Annotated in this window: 25 protein-coding genes; 20 read left to right on the top strand and 5 right to left on the bottom strand. The window is 66.1% G+C overall.

What is annotated here, in order from left to right; genetic code table 11:
* The 9 genes from AC6EKW_RS01390 to AC6EKW_RS01350 all read left to right on the top strand — a co-directional run bounded on the left by AC6EKW_RS01390 (nucleotide 1) and on the right by AC6EKW_RS01350 (nucleotide 7,377).
* Nucleotides 1-594 carry a response regulator gene (locus AC6EKW_RS01390; protein WP_498513584.1) on the top strand — a complete coding sequence of 198 codons (594 nt, stop codon included), beginning with the start codon at nucleotides 1-3 and terminating at the stop codon, nucleotides 592-594.
* A gap of 293 nt (nucleotides 595-887) precedes the next feature.
* Complete coding sequence (locus AC6EKW_RS01385) at nucleotides 888-1,568, top strand: YIP1 family protein (RefSeq protein WP_143528435.1); 681 nt, start codon at nucleotides 888-890, stop codon at nucleotides 1,566-1,568.
* 124 nt (nucleotides 1,569-1,692) lie between these two features.
* Nucleotides 1,693-2,040 carry an uberolysin/carnocyclin family circular bacteriocin gene (locus AC6EKW_RS01380; RefSeq protein WP_498513466.1) on the top strand — a complete coding sequence of 116 codons (348 nt, stop codon included), beginning with the start codon at nucleotides 1,693-1,695 and terminating at the stop codon, nucleotides 2,038-2,040.
* Nucleotides 2,041-2,410: 370 nt separating this feature from the next.
* Nucleotides 2,411-4,000 carry a hypothetical protein gene (locus tag AC6EKW_RS01375; protein WP_273887268.1) on the top strand — a complete coding sequence of 530 codons (1,590 nt, stop codon included), beginning with the start codon at nucleotides 2,411-2,413 and terminating at the stop codon, nucleotides 3,998-4,000.
* A gap of 3 nt (nucleotides 4,001-4,003) precedes the next feature.
* Nucleotides 4,004-4,726 carry an ABC transporter ATP-binding protein gene (locus AC6EKW_RS01370; protein ID WP_498513465.1) on the top strand — a complete coding sequence of 241 codons (723 nt, stop codon included), beginning with the start codon at nucleotides 4,004-4,006 and terminating at the stop codon, nucleotides 4,724-4,726.
* Nucleotides 4,723-5,337 (top strand): stage II sporulation protein M, encoded by a 615-nt coding sequence (locus tag AC6EKW_RS01365; protein ID WP_498513464.1) that lies wholly within the window; start codon nucleotides 4,723-4,725, stop codon nucleotides 5,335-5,337. The genes AC6EKW_RS01370 and AC6EKW_RS01365 overlap by 4 nt, the downstream gene beginning before the upstream one ends.
* A gap of 13 nt (nucleotides 5,338-5,350) precedes the next feature.
* A complete protein-coding gene (locus AC6EKW_RS01360; RefSeq protein WP_498513463.1) occupies nucleotides 5,351-5,602 on the top strand; it encodes a hypothetical protein in 252 nt (83 codons plus the stop codon).
* Between the two features lie 6 nt (nucleotides 5,603-5,608).
* Nucleotides 5,609-6,511: an ABC transporter ATP-binding protein gene (locus AC6EKW_RS01355; protein ID WP_498513462.1), complete on the top strand. Its 903-nt coding sequence runs from the start codon at nucleotides 5,609-5,611 to the stop codon at nucleotides 6,509-6,511.
* Nucleotides 6,511-7,377 carry an ABC transporter permease subunit gene (locus tag AC6EKW_RS01350; protein ID WP_498513461.1) on the top strand — a complete coding sequence of 289 codons (867 nt, stop codon included), beginning with the start codon at nucleotides 6,511-6,513 and terminating at the stop codon, nucleotides 7,375-7,377. Before AC6EKW_RS01355 ends, AC6EKW_RS01350 begins: the two co-directional genes overlap by 1 nt.
* Nucleotides 7,378-7,646: 269 nt before the next feature.
* Here AC6EKW_RS01350 and dapE read toward each other — a convergent pair whose 3' ends face one another.
* On the bottom strand, nucleotides 7,647-8,723 hold the full coding sequence (gene dapE / locus AC6EKW_RS01345; RefSeq protein WP_498513460.1) for a succinyl-diaminopimelate desuccinylase: 1,077 nt from the start codon (nucleotides 8,721-8,723) through the stop codon (nucleotides 7,647-7,649).
* Nucleotides 8,720-9,526 carry a 2,3,4,5-tetrahydropyridine-2,6-dicarboxylate N-succinyltransferase gene (locus tag AC6EKW_RS01340; protein ID WP_498513459.1) on the bottom strand — a complete coding sequence of 269 codons (807 nt, stop codon included), beginning with the start codon at nucleotides 9,524-9,526 and terminating at the stop codon, nucleotides 8,720-8,722. The genes dapE and AC6EKW_RS01340 overlap by 4 nt, the downstream gene beginning before the upstream one ends.
* A 226-nt stretch (nucleotides 9,527-9,752) precedes the next feature.
* Here AC6EKW_RS01340 and AC6EKW_RS01335 point away from each other — a divergent pair, with 226 nt between their 5' ends.
* Both AC6EKW_RS01335 and AC6EKW_RS01330 read left to right on the top strand, forming a co-directional pair.
* Nucleotides 9,753-10,085 carry a hypothetical protein gene (locus tag AC6EKW_RS01335; RefSeq protein WP_498513458.1) on the top strand — a complete coding sequence of 111 codons (333 nt, stop codon included), beginning with the start codon at nucleotides 9,753-9,755 and terminating at the stop codon, nucleotides 10,083-10,085.
* Between the two features lie 384 nt (nucleotides 10,086-10,469).
* Nucleotides 10,470-10,871 carry a hypothetical protein gene (locus AC6EKW_RS01330; RefSeq protein ID WP_498513457.1) on the top strand — a complete coding sequence of 134 codons (402 nt, stop codon included), beginning with the start codon at nucleotides 10,470-10,472 and terminating at the stop codon, nucleotides 10,869-10,871.
* On the opposite strand, the gene dapC is transcribed toward AC6EKW_RS01330, so the two are convergent.
* Nucleotides 10,868-12,031, bottom strand: a complete 1,164-nt coding sequence (gene dapC / locus AC6EKW_RS01325; RefSeq protein WP_498513456.1) for a succinyldiaminopimelate transaminase — start codon at nucleotides 12,029-12,031, stop codon at nucleotides 10,868-10,870. The genes AC6EKW_RS01330 and dapC overlap by 4 nt on opposite strands.
* Nucleotides 12,032-12,146: 115 nt before the next feature.
* On the opposite strand from dapC, the gene lysA reads away from it, so the two are divergent.
* The 8 genes from lysA (at nucleotide 12,147) to AC6EKW_RS01285 (ending at nucleotide 19,361) form a co-directional block, all read left to right on the top strand.
* Nucleotides 12,147-13,403, top strand: coding sequence for a diaminopimelate decarboxylase (gene lysA / locus AC6EKW_RS01320; protein WP_273887276.1), 1,257 nt, complete (start codon nucleotides 12,147-12,149; stop codon nucleotides 13,401-13,403).
* Between the two features lie 91 nt (nucleotides 13,404-13,494).
* Nucleotides 13,495-13,923, top strand: coding sequence for a QcrA and Rieske domain-containing protein (locus tag AC6EKW_RS01315; protein WP_498513583.1), 429 nt, complete (start codon nucleotides 13,495-13,497; stop codon nucleotides 13,921-13,923).
* A gap of 37 nt (nucleotides 13,924-13,960) precedes the next feature.
* Nucleotides 13,961-14,569, top strand: a complete 609-nt coding sequence (locus AC6EKW_RS01310) for a MerR family transcriptional regulator (RefSeq protein ID WP_273845058.1) — start codon at nucleotides 13,961-13,963, stop codon at nucleotides 14,567-14,569.
* Nucleotides 14,570-14,706: 137 nt separating this feature from the next.
* Entirely contained in the window at nucleotides 14,707-15,723 is a 1,017-nt protein-coding gene (locus AC6EKW_RS01305) for an FTR1 family iron permease (protein ID WP_273887277.1), read from the top strand.
* 110 nt (nucleotides 15,724-15,833) lie between these two features.
* Entirely contained in the window at nucleotides 15,834-16,307 is a 474-nt protein-coding gene (locus AC6EKW_RS01300; protein ID WP_498513455.1) for a GbsR/MarR family transcriptional regulator, read from the top strand.
* Nucleotides 16,304-17,203, top strand: coding sequence for an ABC transporter ATP-binding protein (locus tag AC6EKW_RS01295; protein WP_498513454.1), 900 nt, complete (start codon nucleotides 16,304-16,306; stop codon nucleotides 17,201-17,203). Before AC6EKW_RS01300 ends, AC6EKW_RS01295 begins: the two co-directional genes overlap by 4 nt.
* A complete protein-coding gene (locus tag AC6EKW_RS01290) occupies nucleotides 17,200-18,033 on the top strand; it encodes an ABC transporter permease subunit (protein ID WP_273887280.1) in 834 nt (277 codons plus the stop codon). Before AC6EKW_RS01295 ends, AC6EKW_RS01290 begins: the two co-directional genes overlap by 4 nt.
* A 35-nt stretch (nucleotides 18,034-18,068) precedes the next feature.
* Nucleotides 18,069-19,361: an ATP-binding protein gene (locus AC6EKW_RS01285; protein WP_498513453.1), complete on the top strand. Its 1,293-nt coding sequence runs from the start codon at nucleotides 18,069-18,071 to the stop codon at nucleotides 19,359-19,361.
* Here AC6EKW_RS01285 and dapF read toward each other — a convergent pair.
* Nucleotides 19,358-20,137 (bottom strand): diaminopimelate epimerase, encoded by a 780-nt coding sequence (dapF, locus tag AC6EKW_RS01280; protein WP_498513452.1) that lies wholly within the window; start codon nucleotides 20,135-20,137, stop codon nucleotides 19,358-19,360. The two genes, AC6EKW_RS01285 and dapF, sit on opposite strands and share 4 nt — an antisense overlap.
* Before the next feature lie 46 nt (nucleotides 20,138-20,183).
* Here dapF and AC6EKW_RS01275 point away from each other — a divergent pair, with 46 nt between their 5' ends.
* The gene (locus tag AC6EKW_RS01275; RefSeq protein WP_273887283.1) at nucleotides 20,184-20,345 is read left to right on the top strand and encodes a hypothetical protein; all 162 of its coding nucleotides are present in this window, start codon (nucleotides 20,184-20,186) and stop codon (nucleotides 20,343-20,345) included.
* Here the strand turns inward: AC6EKW_RS01275 and AC6EKW_RS01270 are convergent.
* Nucleotides 20,333-22,195 carry a S9 family peptidase gene (locus AC6EKW_RS01270; protein ID WP_498513451.1) on the bottom strand — a complete coding sequence of 621 codons (1,863 nt, stop codon included), beginning with the start codon at nucleotides 22,193-22,195 and terminating at the stop codon, nucleotides 20,333-20,335. The two genes, AC6EKW_RS01275 and AC6EKW_RS01270, sit on opposite strands and share 13 nt — an antisense overlap.
* Nucleotides 22,196-22,229 lie beyond the last annotated feature (34 nt).

The following is a 22,229-nucleotide window of genomic DNA, read 5'->3' as shown; positions in this document are numbered from 1 at the left end:
ATGCGTATCCTGCTGGTGGAGGACCACCCGGCCATGCGGCTGGGCATCAGGACGGCGCTCGGGCTGGAGGGTGGCGTCGAGATCGTCGAAGAGGCCCCGGACGCCGCCGGAGCGCTGCGGCTCGCCTCCGAGCTGCGTCCCGACCTGGTGCTCCTGGACCTCCGCCTGAGGGGAGGCGACGGCCTCCCGCTGTGCCGCAGCCTGAAATGTCTTGCCGATCCGCCGTACGTCCTCGTATACACCGCGTACAACGCCCCGGCAGAAGTTCGGGAGGCCATGCTCTGCGGGGCCGACTCCTTCGTGCACAAGGGTGAGGATCCGGACAGGCTCCGGGAGGCCGTCCGGGAGACCTGCGCCGGCAAGAGGGTGTGGTTGCTCGGGGAGCAGCGTGGCGAGGAGGGCCCCGCCGCGCTAACGCAGCGGGAGCGGGAGGTCTACGAGCAGCTGCTGCTCGGCCACCCCAACCGTCGGATAGCAGAAGAGCTCGGCGTGAGTCTCCCTACCGTAAAGACCCACGTCACCAACATCCTCAAGAAGCTTGGGGCTTCGAGCAGGAGGGATCTCCTTCCGGGAGACGGAGAAGAGCGTCTCTGATAGGAGAGCGAGTAGAGGGTATGAGAAAAATTCATACCGAAAATCATACCTCAAGGATGATGTGCCCATGAGGCTCCTGCTCTAAGGTGCTCTCTGTACGGGATGCGGAAGAGAGAGGAGCGAAGGGGGAGAGAGCATGAGGGGCAGGCGTCTCGTTCTGGGCTACGACGCCGGATGTGCGGCGTACGGTGCTCTGGCACGGAGGATCGAGGAGGCGGTCGGAGAGAGGTTTTGAGATCCACAACCTCCTCTAGAGTGTCCGTGCAAGCCGAAGTCAGTGAGGTAGATAATCCGTGGGTGGAACTGCAGGGCACGTGGTACGACGCAAAACGCATCGAAATCTCGGCCTGATCGATAGTGCGCTCGACACGATAATCAACCCGCGTCGAGCGTTTTCGCGGGTGGCTGAGCACCCTCGGATACTTCCTCCTCTGCTGTTCGTGGTGATTGCGACTCTCGTCATGTACATCGCCCTCGGTTCGGCGTTCGAGACCCGCCTTCTAGAGGCACTCGAGCGTGCCGGGATAGAGGCCACACCTCGGTTGGTGTGGCTGGTCCTGGGCTTAGGTGGCGTCTTCGGGTTGGTGCAGGTTGTGGTCTTTACGCTCGTCGCCGGGCTGATCACCCATGCGGTAGCTCGCCTGTTGGGTGGATCGGCCGATGCGCACTGCTCGGTGGCATGCTATGCCCTTGCAATGATACCTAGCGGTTTCAAAGCAATTACAGTGGCTGTATTGGCATTTCTCTTGGGTGCAGAGAATGTTCCACTCACCACGGGTGGCGTCTACTCCGGTGGAGCGCTGCTCACCCTATTTGATCCTTTTTCTCTATGGGCCGCCCTGCTCTTAGGGATGGGACTCGCCAAGATTCACGGTCTTTCAATTGTCAGAGCCTTTGGTATCTCGTTCTCAATATTCGTAGTCGGCTGGGCAATGAGTGCTGCCCTAACTGCTGCACAAGGGGCGCTTGTATAGAAGGAGTCTCATGGGAGGAGTTGAGGAAGGAGGTGGTCGCATGAGGTGAGTTGGTGAACGTGGATCAGGCGCGGTTGCGTGATCCCGAAGATGTGAGCGGACATGACTGAAGAAGGGAGATTACGTGCAGTTTGTGCAGTTAAGCAGAGGCTTAGCGTTTAGGTTGGTCGCTGCGTTGGCCTTGGTCGTGGCGATGGCGATCACCTACTTCATGGTCGCGTCGGGAAGCCTGCCCTCTATAGGAAATACGAACGGTCTCTCCGCCGGCATAGCCGATCTTGCGACCAACCTCGGCATCAGCTACTACGCGGCCAAAAAGGCCATCGATATAATCGTGACCTTCTCCAATATAGCGTTGATACTCTCGCTTTTGGCTTCGGTTGTCGGAGCGGGCATCTTTACTGCCGGCATCGTCGCCATTGCCAAGAGGCTGGCGCTGCGTTACGGCGAGAGGTACGCGGCAGCCTGGTAGGGGGTATCCGGGGTCGCCGATTGCGTACACGGCAGATCGAGGCTCGGCCGGCTAGGTCGTAGCCCCGATCTGCAGCGCAGAGAAGAGAGATTGGCCCGTGAGTCCCAAACCAAGGATCGAGCTTCGGAGTATTGAGCGAGTTCTCCGGAAGGGTTCGCCCGCTGAGCGAATCGCGGGACGAGGCCCGGCTGGTGGTGCTCACCGTTTCGGCGGGGACGGTGCCTGGAGGGCGGCGCTCGCGCTGTCGCTCGTGGATTTCCATAGAGCGTACAATCGACTGCTCGAAGCCCTTCCCGGGACCCTGGAATCGTCGCTCAGGGAACGTTCGTTCCGGACTCGACCTCTCGGGTGGTTCATCGTCGGGCTGGCCGTGGCCGCGCTCATCGCGACGGTTGCGTTCGCGCTCTTCGACGCCGTTTTCGAGGCCATCGAAATCGCGGTGGGGGCGGGAATGGCGGACCTGAAGGAGATAGGTGCCATCGCCGTGGTCACGGTGTTGCTGGGAGAGACCAGAGGTGCTGTCAAGGGTCTGGAGCGGGCGGCTCATCCGGAGGACTACGAGCTTCTCTACCGGAGCCCTGTACCAGCGAGCGCCTTCGTGCTGTGCCGCTTCTTGCTCGCCGCTGCCGTGCGTTCGACCTCGATATGGCTCTTCGTGGTCGGCCCCGCTGTAGCCGCTTCTATCTGGATCCTCGGAAACTCCCCGCTCGCATTTCTGGCCTGGGCGGCCCTGTACGCACCCTTCTTGGCGGCTGTGGTCACCCTTCGGAGCGCATGGGGGGTGGTCGGGTACAGGATCAAAAGCTCCACGCACGCGGCTTTCGGGTCCTCTGCAGCCGGCATCGCGCTGGGTTGCGGGGTCGCCGCGGGGCTTGCCGGCGTCCTTGCGTTACTCGTTACGCGTCTGTTGGGAGGGGCGCAGGAGGTTGTGGCTTCGATCAGAACCTTTCTAGCGAGCCGCAGCGTGGAAACCTTCGCCGAACGGGCCTGGCTTCCTTCTAACTGGTTCGTCTTCTCGCTGGCGGACGCGGCTTCCGGACGGGCCGTGTCGGCTTTCTGGTGGACTGTCCTCGCGTACGTGGTTGTCGTTCCCGTCGCCATCATTGTCATGTGGGCGACTGCGCGCCTCATACCGATGGGCTCCCAGTGGGGCTACGAGCGATCCATGCGGGAGGGCGGGGTTACCCGGTTTGTCGCCTCTGGCGTGTCCGCCGTGGCTGGCAGGTTTGGTCCCATCCTTGCCAAAGACCTTCGCGCTCTATCCCGGGCAACTCCGGTGGTGCGTCGACGGTTTTCGACGATGCTGTTCCTGATGGCTACCTTAATCGGCTTCGTGGTCGGGCTCGGTGTCGGAGGCGCCTACCAGGCTCACTCGTGGCAGGCTGTTTTTCCTCTTCTGATCTTCTCTTATACGCTGTGTTCTTTCGCCGGGGAGGCTCTGCTTCCCGTGACGGCGATCGACGCGGAGGGTGAAGCCATAGATCTGTTGCGTCGGGCGTCGGTGCCGCTGATGCGCATCTTCGCGGCTAAGGCGACCCTTCAGGTCGTGCTCCTTACGGTGTTCTGCTCAACCTTGTTGGTTTCCTCTCACGCCTTCTTGCGGTATCCGTCAGCGTTGTTCGGTGCCGCGCTGTGCATCGGAATCGCGTCCGCGCTGGCGTGTGGGGTGAGTCAGGTGGGGAGCAGCGCGGTCTATCCCAGGTTCGACTGGGAGCACCACCGGGAGATCGGCAACTCTCCACGCGCCTCGACGCTCTCCAGCATAGCTTCGGGCCTCTACCTGACGCTGGCGCTGGAGGCCGCGGCGATATGCGGCATCCTGCACTACTTCGGTTACCTGGAAGAGGACACGATGCTCCTTGCCACCGGAGCAGGTGTGCTCCTGTCGGCCGCGTTGGTTACTTTTGGATTGGTACTGTTGGTCCGGCAGCGCGGGCACCGGCATTGGGGAGGAGCCTGATCCGTGTTTCCGATAGAGCTAGACGGGGTCACCAAGTCTTACGGCGAGGTGCGGGCATTGGATGGAGTGTCGCTCCGGGTGCGGGCAGGGGAGATCCACGGCCTGCTGGGCCCCAACGGTGCCGGCAAGACCACCCTCATGCGCATCATCGCCGGGCTGGTCCCGCAGGACTCCGGAGAGGTGTTCATCGCGGGTCTGAACGTGCGAGACGCTCCACGGCGAACACGCAGGGCCGTGGGCTTCGTACCGGATTCGCCCTTCCTCTACAGGTACCTGACCGGGCGGCAGTATCTGGAGTTCGTCGCCGATCTCTGGGGTCTTCCGGAGGATGAGAAGATAAAGGCCGTCGAGGATGGTTTGAAGCGGTTTGGCCTCGCAGATCGCGCGCAACACGTGATCGGCTCGTACTCGTTCGGTATGCGCCAGAAGCTGGCCGTGGCCGGAGCACTTCTGCAGGGGCCGACCGTGCTCGTTCTGGACGAACCTCTGACCGGGTTCGACCCGCCAAGCTCCCGGTTCATGAAAGACTTTCTGCGCTCCTTCGCAGACGCTGGGAGAGCTGTTTTCCTGTCGACCCACATCCTAGAGCTTGCCCACGGCCTCTGCGACCGCGTGAGCATAATATCCGACGGGAGGATAATCCTTGAGCGCGAGACCGACGGAGACGCGACCGGTTTCGAGCGGTCGGTGCTGAACGCGATGGATCGATCCGGGGGCTCATCTTGAGCGAGCGCGACCCGTCACAGAGCAGGACCACCCCCGGGCCGTTGGAGTCAGTGTTCTACCCCGGCGCCTGCCTGGCGGGACGTTTCCTGCGGCGCAATGCGATCCTCTTCGCTCTCTGTCTGGGTTGCTATCTTGCCGGCGCTCTTGCGGGAGGCGTGGTGCCCGTGATTGGTGTCCCGGGTGGTAATGTGGTCGGTGCAGATCGGTTTGGGGCACCGGGCGACCCGCTCGGGATCGCCAGCAATAACCTTGTAGCGGTCGTGCTGGTGGCGCTCGGCTCTGTCACCTTCGGCGTCCTCGCGGCGCTTCTCCTGTTCGGCAACGGGATGGTTGCCGGTATAGCAGTCGGCGCAAAGCTGAACGAGGGCTGGTCCCTGGCGGAGATCTCTGCGGGGGTCCTGCCCCACGGTCTCTTGGAGATACCCGGTCTGCTGCTCGCTGGTGTCGTTGGCTTCAAGGGTTTGCACTGGTGTCTGGCGACGATAAAAGGCAAGTCAGTGGAGAACCCGTTCGGAGACTGCCTGGTCGGCCTGGCGCTTGCGGCTCTGCTGATAATCTGCGCTGCGCCCGTTGAGGCGTACGTGACGCCCGTGCTTATGGAAGCGTTCTGAGGAGGAGAACTTGATGCGAGAGGGGAGAGACAGAGATCTGGACACATCGGAGAAGCTGCTGGTACTGGCCATACCCGCCAGCGCGATCTCCGCTCTCGTCGTCTCGTTCTTCGATCCCAGGCTCGTGCTGCTGTTTCTCTTTGGCGGACCTTGCGCGGCCTTTGTCGCCAGACCACTTCGGGACTCGAAGACGTTGAGGTTCATAGCCGCCGGCGGCTTCGCTCTCCTCTTAATATCGACTGTGGTGATGTTCTTGGAAGGATGATCCTGCATGCACGCTGATGCGATAGTCGAGACCCGAAATCTGACCAAGCGCTACGGCCGGATAAATGCCGTGGACGGCCTCGACCTCACGGTGCGCCGGGGCGAGGTCTACGGCTTCCTCGGCCCCAACGGCGCCGGCAAGACCACCACCCTCAGGATGCTGTTGGGCCTGGTCCGCCCGACTTCCGGTTCGGCGAGCGTGCTCGGCGGGAAGCCGGGGGCTCCTGAGGGCCTGAAGAGGGTGGGCGCGCTGGTGGAGTCCCCCGCCTTCTACCCCTACCTTTCAGGCAGGGACAACCTCAGGGTGATCGCCCGCTACTGTGGTGCGCCGCCCTCACGGGTGGACGAGATGCTCGAGACGGTCGAGCTCTCGGGGAGGGCCAAAGACAGGTTCAAGAAATATTCGCTCGGGATGAAGCAGCGGCTCGGGGTGGCCGCGGCGCTCCTGAAGGACCCGGAGCTCCTCATCCTCGACGAGCCTACCAACGGGCTGGACCCGAAGGGGATGGCGGACATGCGCGAGCTGATAAGGAGGCTCGGTCGCGGCGAGAGGACCGTGCTGCTCTCCAGCCACCTCCTCGGGGAGGTCGAGCAGATCTGCGACCGGGTCGGCGTGATCCGCAAGGGCCACCTCGTCGCCGAGGGCACCGTCGCCGAGCTGCGCAGTAAAGCAGGCCTGCTCGTGCGCGCCGCGCCGCTGGAGGACGCCGCGAAGATAGCGGAGGGGCTCGTGGGCGTCGAAGAAGTCGAGGTCTCGGGCGGCCTGCTGAGGCTCACCACCGACCCGGGACGCGCCGCCGAGATAAACCGCAGGCTCGTCTCAGCGGGCCTGGACGTCAGCGAGCTCAGGCCGGCGGAGCAGTCGCTGGAGGAGGTCTTCCTGGAACTCACCGCAGAGGAAGTGGTCTGATGCTCGCGAGCTTCGCGGCGGAGCTGCTCAAGCTCAGGAAGCGCCCGGCGACGTGGATCCTCTGGACGATCTTCGGGCTCTCGATCGTGCTTTTGGGGTATCTGCTTACATATCTGCTGCTCACGGCGCTGGACGGCGGGGCTTCTTCGCAGGGACCCCGGCAGGATGCACCGGTCGCGGCAAAGGGCGCTGTCGCCGAGCTCTACCCGCGAAACGTGCTGGCCACCACCCTGCGGTCGTTCGGAGGGATCGGCGCAGGGGTGGCCCTTATCTTCGGCGCGCTGTCTGTCAGCGGCGAATACGGATGGGATACCCTGAAGATCGTCCTGACGCAGCGTCCGGGCAGGCTCTCTGTGCTCGCGGGCAAAGTAACCGCGGTCGGGGTCGTAGTGCTCGTCGGCGCTGCCGCCGGCCTGGTGCTCGGTGCCCTGTGCAGCTACTCGGTCTCCCTCGCCGAAGGAGCCCCCGTAAGCTGGCCGTCTGCAGGCCGGTGGCTCGAAGCGCTCGGGGCGGGCTGGCTGATCCTCGCCACCAACGCCTACATGGGTCTCTTCCTCGCCGTCTTGCTTCGCAGCGGCGCCCTGAGCGTTGGGACCGGGCTCGTCTGCCTGCTCGTCGTGGAGGGCCTTCTGACCGGCCTTGCGGCTTTCAACGATCGCCTGGAGACCTTTGTTGGAGCGCTGCCCGGCCGCAACTCTACAGACCTCGCGGCAGCTTTCGGTCAGGGCGCTCTGGCTCCGCAGTCCGGGCCTCTCCCTGCAGAGCCCGTAGAACCTCAGCAGGCCGCGCTCGTGCTGGCAGCCTACCTGACAGGGTTTGTAGTGCTCTCCGCGCTCTTCTTCACCCGGCGAGAGGTCACATCCTGAACTTCAACCTGCATGGGCGATACTGGAGCAGCTTTCTCAGTACATGCCCGAGAGGTGTTCGTTCGTTTGCCCACCGCGGGGCCGGTATGGCGGGTCTTTCCCTGCTTCCCAGATCCAGCTGCTGGTCTTGGCGGTATTTCTGCTGCTGTAAGTCTGCGAGTCATTACTCTTTGAGCTTGGCGCTCTGCATGGTGCTCAGGGGCGCGCAGGCTTCGTCGCGGTGATGGGGGATCGCCGCCGGCTGTCCCTGCTCCTGCTGGGATGACAGGCTATGTCGCCCTCCGGATGGCGCTGAGGGAATCCTTCAGACGCCGGTAACATCCCTCGAGTACGGAGAGCCTGACGTGCTCCTCGTCCTGGTGGGCCTGCTCGGGGATGCCGGGACCGTAGTTCGCAGCCGGGACCCCGGCCGCGGCGAAGCGGGCGACGTCGGTCCAGCCCTGCTTGGCCCGCACCTCGGTCTCCGAGGCGAGCTCCTGCAGCAGAGGGTCACCGAGCGCGGGGGGCGCCCCGGCGGCGAAATCCTTCACCTCGAAGGAGAACCCGTGCTCGCGCGCCAGTTTCGCGAAGGTCCGCTCCACGTGATCGCGGCCCCTTCCCGGCGCGAAGCGGTGGTTGACGTTGATACGAAACTCGTCCGGGACGACGTTGGTCGCGACCCCGCCGCGGGCGAGGGTTGGCGTGAGAACCTCGTAGAACCCGAGGCCCTCGACCTCGACCTCCTCCGGCATCCTCTCGTGCAGCGCGGCGAGGAACCCACCGGCTTTCGAGATCGCGTTCTCCCCCAGCCAGGGCCTCGCGGCGTGCGCGGATCTTCCCCGGAAGACGACCTCGACCTGCGCGGTCCCGGCACAGCCGGCCTCGAGCGCCCCGGCGGTGGGCTCCGGGATGAGCGCGAGCCTCGCCTCCAGCACCTCCGGATACTCCTCGAAGACCCTCCCGAGACCGTTCTCCTCGTGCGGCCCCTCCTCCCGCTCGTAGAAGACGAAGAGGGGGTCAACCCGCGCCTCATCCCAGTCCAGGTTCTCCATCAGGGCGAGCATCAGGGCGTCCCCGCCCTTCATGTCCGAGGCCCCGCGGCCGTAGACCTCATCTCCCTCCACCCGCACCGGGATACCGCCCTCCGGCTCCGGCACGGTGTCCAGGTGGCCGGCGAAGACCAGCTTCGGGCGCGAAGGGTCGGGGGTGCGGCGTCGGACGACGAGGTTGTTGGAGGTGCGCCCGACGCTCCAGAGCCCGGAGCCTGCCAGCCGCGCCTCGAGGTCGTCGCAGAGGCGCCTCTCCTCTCCGGTGACGCTCGGGCGCTCGAGGAAGAAGAGCAGCGCCTCGAGCAGCCTCTCCCTCAAGAGGGCACCCCGAACTCGCGCAGCGCCTGGTTGAGCGAGGTCTTGCGGTCGGTCGACTCCCGGCGCCTGCCGATGATGAGCGCCGCCTGAAGCTGGTAGGTGCCGCTCGGGAACTCGCGCGGGCGGCTCCCCGCGACGACGACCGAGCGCGGCGGGACGTAGCCGCGGTAGACCCGCTCCTCCTCGCCGGTCACGTCGATGATCGGGGTGGAGGCCGTGAGCACCACGTTCGCACCCAGCACCGCCTCCTCCCCGACGCGCACCCCCTCCACGACGATGGCGCGAGATCCGATGAACGCCCCGTCCTCGACGACGACGGGCATGGCGCCGGGGGGCTCGAGCACCCCGCCTATTCCCGTGCCGCCGGAGAGGTGGACGTTGCGTCCGATCTGGGCGCCCGAACCCACCGTCGCCCAGGTGTCGACCATCGTCCCGCTCCCGACCCAGGCCCCGATGTTGACGTAGCCGGGCATCACGACCACCCCGGGCTCGACGTAGGCCCCGTAACGCACCGTCCCCGGCGGCACGACCCTCACCCCCGCCTCGGCGAGGTTCTTCTTCGTCGGGATCCTGTCGCGGTATTCGAAGGGACCCGAGGTTATCGTGCGCATCTCGGCTACGACGAAGTAGAGGTTTATCGCCTGCATCACCCAGGCGTTCGAGCGCCACTCGCCGCCGTGCTTCTCGGCGACCCGGAGCTCACCGCGGTCCAGGGCCGCGATGGCGTCGAAGACTGCCTGCCTGTACTCCTCTTCCTCGAGCAGACCGCGGTCTCGATAGGCGGCCTCTATCCTCTCTCTCAAAGGCTTCCCTCCGGTATCCTCGAACACCTCTTCCCGGACCGGGAGCAGTTTAGCAAGATGGAGGCCGGGAGGCTGTTTGAGTGAATTTGATTTCGTTATCGACAAGTACAGTTACACTGCTAATGCTTTGTCAACATCACTCACTTGTTGTTTTCCGTAAGAGGTTCATTATACTTCATATCGGCAGGCGCCAGCCAGAAACGGCGTTAGGGGGAAGGAGAGCTTGATGAAGCGTTCTGGTGTATTGGTTACCACCCTTTTGCTAACTGTGATTGCGGTAATCCTCGCCAGGACTTCCGTTGCGCAGACCTCTTCTGGAGCTAAGCCGAAGAATGCTGAAGGCAAAAACTTTGCTCCGATGACGTTCCATCCATACAAAATACAACACCTCAGCCGTCAAAAAGCTCAGGCACTTGCTCGCCGTCATGGCGATAAAGATCCTTCTTCAGTTACTACGGCTACGGTAGTACGTGCTCCGATGACATTTCACAAGTATGGAGAGTTCAAGCCCCAGGGCAATCTTTACGGTAATTGCGGCATGTCTTTCTTCTATGTCTAATCATCGCCGAGGGGATGCCGCATTTAACTTCGGCTTTACACTCAATCGGACAGCTTACGAACGCGAATACTCTTGGTCTTGGCGCAACAAAGACAATGGGAAATATTATCATTTTGACTCGAAAGTCAAGCCCCTTCATCCACCACGGCGTCACTGGGAGAGATACACGGGCGATTTCCACACTGGGGTAGGGCGTGTAGAAGGTATAGTCGACCTTAGGGCTTATACACGTGATGGGTTCTGCGAAGGTGCTCCCGAGGGTCAAAACAGAATCACAAAATAGGAGCACAGGAGATGCATTTCAGACCGTACCCAGAAGGTACAGGGCCGCCTGATCGTGGGGACGGAGACGAAACGGAGTTCCCGCGCTTTCCTCTGCGGTTCGTGGTATCGGTGGTCCACGAGTTCGAGGCTCAGGGCGTGAGGTGTGTGGTCTCCTCGCTCGAGGCGTGGGATAACGTCCTGGTCGTCCGCTACGCGGGGGAGTACACGACGCCCCCGCCTCACCTGCGCCGGGACCTGAGCATGAGGGAGCTCATGGAGAGGGCCAGGGACGAAGGGTTCAGTTCCAGCGTGCTGGCCGGACGCTGGGAGGCCCGCGATGAGGCGGGAACGGTATACGGCTACGCCGGGGCGGAATTCGGCGGCGGGGAGACGGCGTTCGAGGGGAAGGTGATGTTCAGACCCTCACCTCCTCCACTGGCCGGGACGCTCACGCTCGTCCCGAGAGACCGCGAAGACAGGCAACTGGCGGAGATCCGGGTCGTCCTACCGCCGGCTGGCTAACCTTCGATCCTCTCCCAGCGCCCTATGGCCCTGCGGCACTCCTCGATCGAGGGGACGAGCGCGACCCTTACGTAGCCCTCTCCTCCGGGGCCGAACGAGCGCCCGGGGGCGACTATGATGCCCTCCTCGAGCAGCCGCAGGGCGTACGCCTCGTCGTCCCCGCCGGGGGCTGCGACCCACAGGTAGAAGCTCGCCTCTGTGGGGAGGTAGGGGATGCCCGTCCTCTCGAAGAACTCCGTGAAGAGCGCGCGCTTCTCGCCGAAGATGCGCCGGCGGCGCTCGACGTGGGCGTCGTCGGACCAGGCGGCGGTCGCGGCGGCCTGCACGAAGTAGGGGGTCGCGACCCCGACGGAGGGTCGCATCCTCTTCAGGGCGGAGATCATCTCCGCGTCCCCGGCGATCATCGCCGTGCGGTAACCGGTCATGCCGCTGCGCTTGGACAGAGAGCAGACGGCCAGGGTGCGCTCCCTGCTCACCTCCAGTATCGAAGGCGGCGGCTCGCCGGAGTAGATCTCGTTGTAGCACTCGTCGGAGAGGAGCAGGATGTCATGCTCGCGGCAGAAGGCGGCCACTTCCTCCAGGTAGGCGCGGGGGGCGGAGGAGCCCGTCGGGTTGTGTGGGTAGTTGATCCAGAGCATCCTGGTCCTCTCCGGGTCTACCTCCTCGAGCGGTAGCAAAAAACCATCCTCGCGGCGCAGGTGCACCGGCAGCGGCTCCCCCCCGGCGTAGGCGGTCCCGCGCTCGTAGACCGGGTAGCCCGGCGTGCCGTAGGCGACGCCTTTGCGGACGTGGGAGTGGTGCAGAAAGGCGAACGGGAGGTGGAAGATCGCTTCCTTGGAGCCGTTCGCGGGGATAACCTCCGTCTCCGGGTCTAGCGTCACGCCGTGGCGGCGCCGCATCCAGCCGCAGAAAGCCTCGCGCAGTTCCCTCGAGCCGCTCACGGTCGGGTACCGGCTCACCTCTGGGACGGCGTTTGTAAGGGCCTGCCTTATCCTCTCGTCGGTCGGCTCGCGCGGATCACCGGTGCCGAAGTCGAAGAGCTCGACGCCCCGCTGCTCCAGCTCCCGGCGGCGTTCGTCGAGCCGCAGGAGGGGGTAATCCCCGCCGGATTCGAGCGCGGGGTTCAGGATCAGCCGTTTCACCGGGGTTTCGTGTTCCATCTTCTCCTCGCGTCTGGTTCCGGGGAGGAGTATATTCCCTGTAGGGTCGACTTTGTGAGGGGGCGGGAAGATCGCCGTGAGATGAGGTGGAAGGGCGAGAAGGAGGTAACTTCCGTTGGACGAGTTTCACAGCGAGGGGGGCGCTCTCTTCTGCGAGGACGTACCCCTCTCCGAGATAGCCCGTGAGGCGGGGACCCCGGTCTACGTCTACAGCCACGCGGCGCTCGAGCGGGCCTACCGCGAGCTGGACGGGGCCTTCTCGGGGGCCGGGCTGGAGCACATGATCTGCTACGCGGTCAAGGCGAACGGCAACCTGGCCGTCCTGAGGGCGCTCTCCTCTTTCGGGGCCGGGGCGGACGTGGTCTCCGGCGGGGAGCTCTACCGGGTGATGCGGGCCGGCTTCGACCCCAAGAAGGTCGTCTTCTCCGGCGTGGGGAAGACGGAGGACGAGCTGGTGAGTGGTCTAGGGGAGCGCATCCTGATGTTCAACGTCGAGTCGGCGGGCGAGCTGGAGTGCATCTCGCGGCTCGCGGTGATGCACGGCAAGCGGGCCCGGGTGGCGCTCAGGGTCAACCCGGACGTCGAGGCCGAGACGCACCCGCACATCGCCACCGGGCACTCCTACGCCAAGTTCGGCATCCCCCTCGAGGAGGCCGCCGCGCTCGCGCGCAGGATGGAAGAGTACCGGTGTGTCGACCTGATCGGGATCCACCAGCACATCGGCTCCCAGCTGCTCAAGACCACCCCCTACGTCGAATCGGTCGAGAAGACGGCCGCGCTCGTCGAGGACCTGAGGGACGCCGGACACGACATCCGCTACTTCAACATCGGCGGGGGCTTAGGCATCCGCTACCACGACGAGGAGACACCCACCCCCAAGGAACTGGTCGAGGCGCTGAGATCCTCGCTCGCCGCGACGGGGGCCACGATACTCTGCGAGATGGGCCGCTACATCGCCGGCAACGCCGGGGTCCTTCTGACGAGCGTGCTCTACCGCAAGCAGGGGGGCGAGAAGACGTTCCTGGTCGCCGACGCCGGGATGAACGACCTGCTCCGCCCGAGCCTCTACGACGCCTACCATGAGGTGCTCCCGCTCGAGGACGGCCGGGGTACGGTACACGCCGACCTCGTCGGCCCGGTCTGCGAGAGCGGGGACTTCCTCGCCCGCGACCGCGAACTCCCCGACGCGCGCGAGGGGGATGTGCTGGCGGTGATGGGCGCCGGGGCGTACGGCTTCTCGATGGCCTCCAACTACAACTCCCGCCGCCGCCCGGCGGAGGTCCTGGTGCGGGGTGACCGCTGGGCCGTGGTGCGCGAGCGCGAACACTACGCCGACCTGATAAAAGGGGAGCTCGTACCGGCCTTCCTGTAATCCATCCTCTCCCGGAACTGAGAGGGCCGCGACGTCGTATATGTACGCGGACGATACCGGCTAGCGAGGACAGGAGGGAGTTTTGGAGAACGTGATCTCCCGCGGGCGGTTCATCCGGCTCGGGGCGGCACTCGGTTCCGGAGCCGCCGCTGGGGCGCTGCTCACCGCCTGTGGTGGAGCCGGGAGCAGCGCCGGCGCGCAGAAAGGTGGCTCTTCCACGAAGAAGACGATAGCGAAGGCCGCGAACGTGCCGCCGGGCTCGGCCGTGAAGTTCACCGACGCCGGTCAGCCGGCCGTCCTGATCCACCTGAAGAGCGGACGGTTCGTGGCCTACTCCGCGGTGTGCACCCACATGGGATGCACCGTCGCCTACCAGAAGTCTAGCGGGGATCTCGTCTGTCCCTGCCACGGCTCGGTCTACGACCCGGCCCACGGGGCGAAGGTCCTGCGCGGCCCGGCCCCGCGGCCGCTCCCGAAGATCCCGGTGAAGATAGAAGGCGGAGAGGTCTTGAAGACCTGAGGTTCCAGACGGCTCGAAGCTAAAGTAGAATGCCGGTATGGATCCTTCAGAGGAGCGCATCGGGCTGGGGGGCGCGGCGGCGATCCTGGGGTGCTCCACCGATGAGGTCCGCCGCCACGTAGAGGAGGGTCGCCTGGAGGCCGCACGCTCGGAGGAGGGCGAATACTCCTTCGCCCTCTCCGAGGTGCGCCGTCTCGCCCGGGAACTCAGGGAGGAAGAGGAGATCTTCGAGGGCGAGGTGATAGGGGACGAAGGCTCCTCCCGGCTCCCCGCCGTCCCGTTCGAACGCTACGAGCGCCTGTTGCAGCAGGGGCAGGACTACAAGACGCGCCTGGAGGAGCGCAACCGCCAGCTCGAGGAGATAAGGCGCGAACGCGACGCCGCCCGGGTCGAGATAGACCGCCTCTGGTCCGAGATAGAACGGCTCAACCTCGTCGAGTACCAGCGCGAGCTGCAGGAGAAGACGATCTCCACCCTCGAAGAGGAGAAGTCCCGCCTCGAAGCCGAGCGCGAGCGCCTCATCCAGGAACGCATCAGGCTCGTCGAAGAGAAGTCCGCCCTCGCCGAAGAACGTACCCGCCTCGAAGCCGAACTCGAGTCGCTCAAAAAACGCCGGGGCTTCTTCCGCCGCCTCTTCGGTGGGTGATTTGATCTGGCTCACATCATCCCGCCGGATTCCTTGACGCCCGGCTCGTTCGGCGGTACCTTGCCGGTGTGGTTGTTGCGAATGATTGTCATTTGTATGTGCCCGAAGCGGCCGGGAGCCGGAGGGGGTAGGTTTTCATGCTGCAGAACTTCAGGTTGCGTCGCCTCTTGAACCCCTGGTCCTTCGCGGTGGCGCTGATAGCGGCGCTGGTCGCTGGGATCATGGTGTGGCAGGCGGTCGAGTGGGGTGGCAACCCGCCGGACCCGAGCCAGGCGCGCAACCTGAGCCCGGCCTCGGCGATCCTGAACAGCGGCATACTCGTCTTCCGCGAGGGGCTCGAGGCGATACTCGTCCTCTCGGCGATAACCGCCGGGCTCATGCGCGGCAAGAGCGGCTTCTGGAAGCCGGTCGCGACCGGATCGGGGGTGGGTTTCGCCGCAACGATAGCCACCTGGTTCATCGTCGTCGCGATAATCTCCGCTGTGAACGCACCGGCGCTCGACGTGCAGGCCGCGACCGGGCTCCTGGCGATACTGGTCCTGCTCGTGGTGATGAACTGGTTCTTCCACAAGATCTACTGGACCGGTTGGATCGGGATGCACCACCGCCGGCGCCGCCAGGTGATGGAGCGCTCGGGGGGCGCGCTCTCCGGAGCATTCTGGGGCCTCGCCCTGCTCGGCTTCTCCGCCATCTACCGGGAGGGCTTCGAGGTCGTCCTCTTCCTGCAGAACCTGAGGCTTAAGGTGGGCTCCGAGGAGGTGCTTCTGGGGACCGCCATCGGGCTCGTGCTCACCCTCGGCGTCGCCGCGCTAACCTTCTCCATGCAGCACAAGCTCCCCTACAAGAAGATGCTCATCGTCACCGGCGTGATGCTCGGGCTCGTGCTCGTCGTCATGGTCGGCGAGAGCGTGCAGGAGATGCAGCTCGCTCACTGGCTCCCGACCACCACCCTCCCGATACCCATCCCCGGCTGGATGGGGATGTGGTTCGCCGTCTTCCCCACCCTCGAAGGACTCCTCGCCCAGGCCGTCGCCGCCTTCCTGGTCATCGGATCCTACCTCGGCGCCGAGTACGCCCGCGTCTGGCGCCCGCGCCAGAAGGCCCGCGAGGAGGGGCGCGAGATGACCCTCCGCCAGAGCACCCGCGAGGCGTGATGGATCCCACCCGCTGAAACCCCACCGGGGCCGCTCGCGCGGCCCTTCCTTTTGCCTGCTTTTTTCAAAAAATATTGAAATTTTCGAAAATGTCGAATAAGATGGGTTGTATGAAGGTTTCGCTGGACGAGGAGCGGCGGGAGTACGTCGAGGAGTTTGCGACTTTTTGGGCTGGATTCGGGCTGCCGCGGGTGCAGGGGAGGGTGATGGGGCTTCTGCTGGTCTCCGACCCGCCGGAGAGGACGGCGGAGGAGATCGCGGGTGCGCTGGGGGTGAGCCGGGGGTCGGTGAGCGGGGCGACGCGCAGTCTCGTACGGCTCGGTATCGTGGAGCGGGGCAGGCGGCCGGGGGAGAGGAAGGACTACTTCAGGGCGCGGGCGGACTGGAGCGAGCTGGTGCGGCAGCAGGCCGGGACGTACGCGACGTTCCGGTCCCTCGCCGAGCGGGGACTCCGGGTGATGGAGGGGGCGAGCCCGCGTTCCCGGCGGGCGCTCGAGGAGGTCAGGAGCCTCTACGGTTATCTGGAGCGGGAGATGCCCCGGCTGCTGGAGCGCTGGGTCCGGGAGCGGGGAGAAGGCGGATGAGCGTCGTGATACGGGCGGCGGGTCTCACCAAGACGTACCGTGGGAGGCGGGGGGTGGCGGGGCTCGACCTCGAGGTCGAGGAGGGTGAAGTCTTCGGCTTTCTCGGGCCCAACGGGGCCGGGAAGACCACCACCATCCGCACGCTCATGGGGTTTCTGCGGCCGGATGAGGGGCGGGCCGAGGTCTTCGGGTTCGACGTGTGGCGGGAGAGCGTCGAGGTGAGGTTGCGGGTCGGGAACCTGCCCGGGGAGCTCGCCTTCGAGGACCGGATGACGGGTGAGCAGATCATCCGGCTCTCCGCCCGGCTGCGTGGGGTGGATGATCTCTCCTACGCCCGTGCGCTCGCCCACAGGCTTGATGCCGACCTCACCCGTCCCGTGCGCAGGCTCAGCCGGGGAAACAGGCAGAAGGTCGGGATCGTACAGGCGATGTTCCACCGGCCGCCGCTTCTGATCCTCGACGAGCCGACCGGTGGGCTCGACCCCCTCGTGCAGGAGGAATTCCTGCGGATGATACGTGAGGTGAAGGAGGAGGGGCGTACGGTCTTCTTCTCTTCGCACAACCTGGCCGAGGTCGAGCGCGTCTGCGACCGGGTGGGGATCATCCGGGAGGGTACGCTCGCCGCTGTCGAGGAGGTCGGGAGGCTGCCCGGCCGGTCCTTCCGGCGTGTGAGGCTGACCTTCGATTCGCCCGCCGACCCGGCCCCCTTCGCCGCGCTCCCCGGGGTCGACGAGCTGAAGCAGGAGGGTGCTGTGCTTTCGTTCCGGGTCCACGGCGATCTCGACGCGGTCGTCAAGCTCGCCGCGGGGCACACGGTCGTGGACATCGAGGTCGAGCGTCCCTCGCTCGAAGAGGTCTTCCTGGCGTACTACGGCGAGGAAGGGGAGGAGAGATGAGGGGGGCGAAGGTTCCTTCTGCCTCGACCCGGATCGTCGTGCTGGCCGGAAGCTCCCTCAGGCTTCGGTACAGGGGTGCGCTCGTCTGGGGAGTGTATCTGGCGGCGCTCGGCATCGCGTACGTCGCGCTCTACCCCTCGCTGGCGGACCAGCGGGAGCTTCTGAACGGCCTCGTGGGCAGGCTGCCGCGTGCGGCGCGGAGCCTCTTCGGTTTCGGTGCGGGCGCCGGGTTCGGCTCCATAGAGGCTCTTCTCGCCACCGAGCTGCTCGGCTTCATGGCGCCGCTCGCGCTCGCCTTCTTCGCCATCCTCGCCTCCGCCTCCGCGCTCTCCGGAGCGGAGGAGGACGGGAAGATCGACGTGGTGATGAGCAACCCCATAGCACGGTGGCAGCTCGTCGTCGGCAGCTTCGTAGCCAGCATGCTCTCGCTGGCGATCATCCTGGCCGTCATGGGGGTGCTGATGGAACTCGCCGCCCTCGTGGTGGGTGTCGATCTCTCCCCGGCCCGACTGGCGGAGGCGCTTCTGAACCTGTGGCCGATGTCCGCCCTTTTCGGGGGCTTCGCGATGCTGTGCTCCGCGCTCACGCACCGGCGGGCCCCGGCGGTGGGCATCCCCGGGGCCGTGCTCGTCTTCATGTACATCCTCAACGCGCTCGCCGGGAGCGTCGGGAGCATCGAGGACCTGCGCTACCTCTCGGCCTTCCACTACTACGGCGCCGCCATCCGGCAGGGGATCGACTGGTCGAACTTCGCCCTGCTCTCTGCCTCCGCCCTGCTTCTCGTGGTGCTGGCGGCCCTGGCGTTCGGCAGGAGGGACGTCTACACGTAGACGAGTGGTCCGGGGCGGTGCTAGAGTTCGTTTCCATGCGGAACGAAGAACTCGCCGGGCTCGTGGTCCGGGCGCGGGGTCTCGCGCTCTTCCGGGGCGTGCTCGGCACCCGGCCCGCCCGGGATCTGCTGTCCCTGCTCGGCCTGCTGGCGCGGGAGAGGCCGGACGCCGGGGAGGTGGCCGGGGTAGTGGGAGGGCTCTGGGCGGGTCTCGCCGCCTCCCGCGATCCCCTGCTCCCCGACGCCTGGCAGGCGCACTTTCTCGGGAGCATCCTCGACGACGAGAACCCCTTCAGCCTCGGTGCCGAGACGGGGGAACTTCCCCCGGCTCTCCTGGGGCAGGCCCGGCGCGAGCTCCCGGTGCTGCAGGGGCTCTTCGGGCTTGGGACCAGGTCTCTGCTCGCGCTCGTCGAGGAGCGCCTCCCGGAGCTCGGAGGGCTCTGGGAGCCGCTGGTCCATCCCGGGGCCGGCGGGGACGTCTCTCCGAGGCAGGAGATCGCGCGCAAGCTCGCCGCCGCGCCCGACTGGGGCGGGTGCGCGGAGCTTCTCGCCGGGCACTTCGCCCGCCAGGGGGCGGGGACGCTCGGGCGCTACAGGGCCTTCCGCTGGCGGGAGGGGGGACTCGTACCGGTCGAGAGCCCGGACCCGGTGCGCCTGGAGGATCTCGTAGCCTACGAGGAGGAGCGGCGGCCCCTGATCGAAAACACCGAGCGGCTGCTCGCCGGGCTGCCCTCCCACCACGCGCTGCTCTACGGTCCTCCGGGGACCGGGAAGTCGTCCACCGTCAAGGCGCTCGCCAACGCCTACGCCGCGGACGGGCTGAGGCTGGTCGAGCTACCCAAGGAGGATCTCGGCCGGCTTCCCGAGCTCATGCAGGCGCTGCGCCGGAGGGGAGCCCGTTTCATCGTCTTCGTCGACGACCTCTCCTTCGAGGAGGACGAGGTCTCGTACAAGACGCTCAAGGCGCTGCTCGAGGGGAGCGTCGCCCCACCCCCGCAGAGCGTCCGGCTCTACGCGACCTCCAACCGGCGCAACCTGGTGCGCGAGCGCTTCTCCGACCGGGAGGAGGACGACGTGCACGCCCACGATACCATGCAGGAGAAGCTCTCCCTGGCCGCCCGATTCGGGCTGCGCGTCACGTTCCCGCCGCCGGACCAGAAGCGCTACCTCGAGATAGTCTTCGGGCTCGCGCGGGCGCGGGGCCTGGCGATGCCGGAGGAGGAGCTGCGGGAGAGGGCGCTGCTCTGGGAGCGCTGGCACCCCGGACGCTCGGGGCGCACCGCCCGGCAATTCGTCGACGGGCTCGAGGCCGGGTTGAAGGAGCGCTAGAGGAGAAGCCTGCCCTCGCAGACGTACTCCGCCGGGCCGGACATGTAGAGGGGGCCTTCCCCGCCGTCCCACTCGACGACGACCACCCCGCCGTCCAGCTGCACCCGGACCGGGCTCCGGGCGAGACCCTCCCGCAGGGCGGCCGCCGCCGTAGCGCACGAGCCCGAACCCGAGGCGAGGGTCTCGCCCGCGCCGCGTTCCCAGATCCTCATCCGCACGGAGCCTCCGCCGCCGGCGGAGGCGAACTCGACGTTGGTGCCCCCGGAAAAGAGCGGGTCCCGCTCCACCTTCGGGCCGATCCGGCGCAGTTCGATCTCCTCGACGTCCTCCGCCGAGGGCAGGAAGGCGACCGCGTGCGGGTTGCCCATGGAGACGCGGAGGAAGGTGTAGCCGTGCAGATTCGCCTCGCCGCCGAAGGACGGGCGCCCCATCTCGACGCGCGAGGAGCCGTCGGGGTTCAGCACGACCTTCTTCATGCCCGAGGCCGTCTCTACCAGGAGCGCGTCGCCGGAGACCAGGCCCCGGTCGCGGGCGTAGCGGGCGAGACAGCGGATGCCGTTGCCGCACATCTCGGCGAGAGAGCCGTCGGAGTTCAGGTAGACCATCCTGACGTCCGCCCGCTCCGAGGGAGCGGCGACGAGGATCCCGTCGGCCCCGACCCCGAAGTGCCGCTCGCAGGCCCGGCGGGCGAGGGCGGGAAGGTCCACGCCCTCGACCTCTTCCGGATCGAAGATGAGAAAGTCGTTCCCGGCCCCGTGCATCTTGGTGAAGCGCATGCTATGAAGCAGTATACAGGCGGGAGACGGGAAGCGAGGTGAGAGCGTGGAGGGCGGAGAAGGGGTCTGCCTCGAGGCCGAGGCCGAGCGGCTGTGGCGCTCGGGGATGGACCCGCAGGAGATATCCGAGAGGATGGGTGTCGATCCCGGCTGGGTCGAGGCGCTCGTCTCGATGTGGGAGCCCGAGGAGCAGGACTACTCCTCGTAGCGGCCGCCGAGGTGGCGGGCCAGGAAGCGCTCGGCCGCGGCGTAGAACTTCAGGCGGTTCTCCGGCCGGGCGAAGCCGTGTCCCTCGTCCTCGAAGAGCAGGTACTCGTGCTCGACGCCGTTCTCTTTCAGGGCCGAGACGATCTGCTCGCTCTCGGCCCGCTTGACCCGCGGGTCGTTCGCGCCCTGGGCGATGAGGAGCGGGATCTTTATGTCCTTCGCCCGGAAGAGCGGCGAACGGCTCTTCAGGAACTCCTCCTCGGTCTTCGGGTTGCCGACCCGCTCGGTGAACGTGGAGATCAAAGGCTTCCAGTACGGCGGGATCGTGTTTATGAGCGTGATGAGGTTCGAAGGACCGACTATGTCCACCGCGCAGCGGAAGAGGTCGGGGGTGAAGGCCGCCCCGACCAGGGCGGCGTACCCGCCGTAGGATCCGCCGTAGATCGCGACCCTCTCCGGGTCGGCGATCCCCTCTTCGACGGCCCAGCGCACGGCGTCGACCAGGTCGTCGTGCATCCTGCCGCCCCACTCCTTGTTGCCGGCGTTGAGGTAACGCTTGCCGTATCCGGTCGAGCCCCGGTAGTTGACCTGCAGGCAGGCGTAGCCGCGGTTGGCGAGCCACTGGGCCTCCGGGTCGTAGCCCCACTCGTCGCGGGCCCAGGGCCCGCCGTGGACGTCGAGGACCATCGGGAGCGGCTTCCGCGCCCCCGGCGGGAGGGTGAGGTACCCCTCGATCCGGAGCCCGTCGCGGGAGGTGAACGAGATGGGCTCCATCTTTGCCAGAGTGTAATCCGCGAGCGCCGGACGGTCGTGGAAGAGTAGCGTGCCCTCTCTACTCTTCCGGTCGTAGGAGTAGAAGGAGCCCGGGCCGTCGTCGGCGGTGAAGGCGACGATCCACCGTCGGTCCCCCCGGTCGCGGCTCACGACGGAGAAGTCCCCGGGGTGCAGCGAGCGTATCGCCTCGAAGTCCTCCCGGATCTCCTCGTCGAGCACCTCCCACTCGGTGCGGGCGCGGGCGAAGGCGACGGCCTGCACCTCGCGTGTCTCGGGGTGGACGAGCACCCCGGAGACGTCGTAGCGGGGGTCTTCGGCCAGGACTTGGATCTCATCCGTCTCGGGGTCGAGCTCCACCAGCCGGGCGGTATCCGCGTTGCGGGAGTCGCGCAGGAAGATCCTCCGTCCGTCGCCGGAGAAACCCACGGGGCCGCTCGAGAGCCCGTCCTCGGCGCTCCAGCGGAGTATCTCACGCCACTCTGCCTGCTCGTCCTCGCGGAAGAGGAGCCCGAGGGAGCCGTCGGGGTAGACCGTGGCCGCGCCGCGCACGCGCAGGTCGGCGTCGGCGAGCCAGCCGGCTACGTTGCCCGGGTTCTCGGCGAGGAGCTCGAGCTCGCCGCTCTTAAGGTCGAGGGCGCAGGCGTCGTGCAGCTCGGGGTTGCGGCGGTTGAGTTCGATCAGGATCTTTTCCGGGTGGCGGCGGCTCTTCTCGAGCGGGCGGACCTGCACGTTCTCGAAGGGTGTCAGGGAGCGGGCGGCCACCTCGTCAGCCTTCGGCCTCACGGCGTACATCCGCCAGTTCTCGTCTCCGTCCTCATCCTGCAGGTAGAGGAGGTGATCTCCGTCCTCGGCCCAGAAGTAGGCGCGGATGCCCCGCTTCTCGTCGTCGGTCACCGGCCGGAAATCTTCGCTGCCCGGCTTCGATCCGGCCGGACCGACCCAGACGTTGAGAATCCCGTCCTTCGGGGCGAGGTAGGAGAGCAGGGTGCCGTCGGGGGAGAGGCGTGGGGAGGTCATCTCGGGGTTGCCGAAGAGGACTTCTCGGGGGATGAGCGGGACACGCTCTTCGTGCGGCATCTTCTTCCTCCTCTCGCCGGGAAACCGGGTGAGA

Source organism: Rubrobacter sp. M3-4, from assembly GCF_059772285.1.
Note: the sequence above shows the minus strand (reverse complement) of the source record. Positions and strands in the feature narration are given on the sequence as shown.

What these genes read in the sequence shown, in the direction of transcription:
- AC6EKW_RS01390 (WP_498513584.1), top strand. Translation starts at nt 1, where the DNA reads ATGCGTATCCTGCTGGTGGAGGACCACCCGGCCATGCGGCTGGGCATC.
- AC6EKW_RS01360 (WP_498513463.1), top strand. Translation starts at nt 5,351, where the DNA reads ATGCGAGAGGGGAGAGACAGAGATCTGGACACATCGGAGAAGCTGCTG.
- AC6EKW_RS01355 (WP_498513462.1), top strand. Translation starts at nt 5,609, where the DNA reads ATGCACGCTGATGCGATAGTCGAGACCCGAAATCTGACCAAGCGCTAC.
- AC6EKW_RS01350 (WP_498513461.1), top strand. Translation starts at nt 6,511, where the DNA reads ATGCTCGCGAGCTTCGCGGCGGAGCTGCTCAAGCTCAGGAAGCGCCCG.
- AC6EKW_RS01335 (WP_498513458.1), top strand. Translation starts at nt 9,753, where the DNA reads ATGAAGCGTTCTGGTGTATTGGTTACCACCCTTTTGCTAACTGTGATT.
- dapC (WP_498513456.1), bottom strand. Translation starts at nt 12,031, where the DNA reads ATGGAACACGAAACCCCGGTGAAACGGCTGATCCTGAACCCCGCGCTC.
- AC6EKW_RS01310 (WP_273845058.1), top strand. Translation starts at nt 13,961, where the DNA reads ATGGATCCTTCAGAGGAGCGCATCGGGCTGGGGGGCGCGGCGGCGATC.
- AC6EKW_RS01305 (WP_273887277.1), top strand. Translation starts at nt 14,707, where the DNA reads ATGCTGCAGAACTTCAGGTTGCGTCGCCTCTTGAACCCCTGGTCCTTC.
- AC6EKW_RS01300 (WP_498513455.1), top strand. Translation starts at nt 15,834, where the DNA reads ATGAAGGTTTCGCTGGACGAGGAGCGGCGGGAGTACGTCGAGGAGTTT.
- AC6EKW_RS01295 (WP_498513454.1), top strand. Translation starts at nt 16,304, where the DNA reads ATGAGCGTCGTGATACGGGCGGCGGGTCTCACCAAGACGTACCGTGGG.
- AC6EKW_RS01290 (WP_273887280.1), top strand. Translation starts at nt 17,200, where the DNA reads ATGAGGGGGGCGAAGGTTCCTTCTGCCTCGACCCGGATCGTCGTGCTG.
- AC6EKW_RS01285 (WP_498513453.1), top strand. Translation starts at nt 18,069, where the DNA reads ATGCGGAACGAAGAACTCGCCGGGCTCGTGGTCCGGGCGCGGGGTCTC.
- dapF (WP_498513452.1), bottom strand. Translation starts at nt 20,137, where the DNA reads ATGCGCTTCACCAAGATGCACGGGGCCGGGAACGACTTTCTCATCTTC.
- AC6EKW_RS01270 (WP_498513451.1), bottom strand. Translation starts at nt 22,195, where the DNA reads ATGCCGCACGAAGAGCGTGTCCCGCTCATCCCCCGAGAAGTCCTCTTC.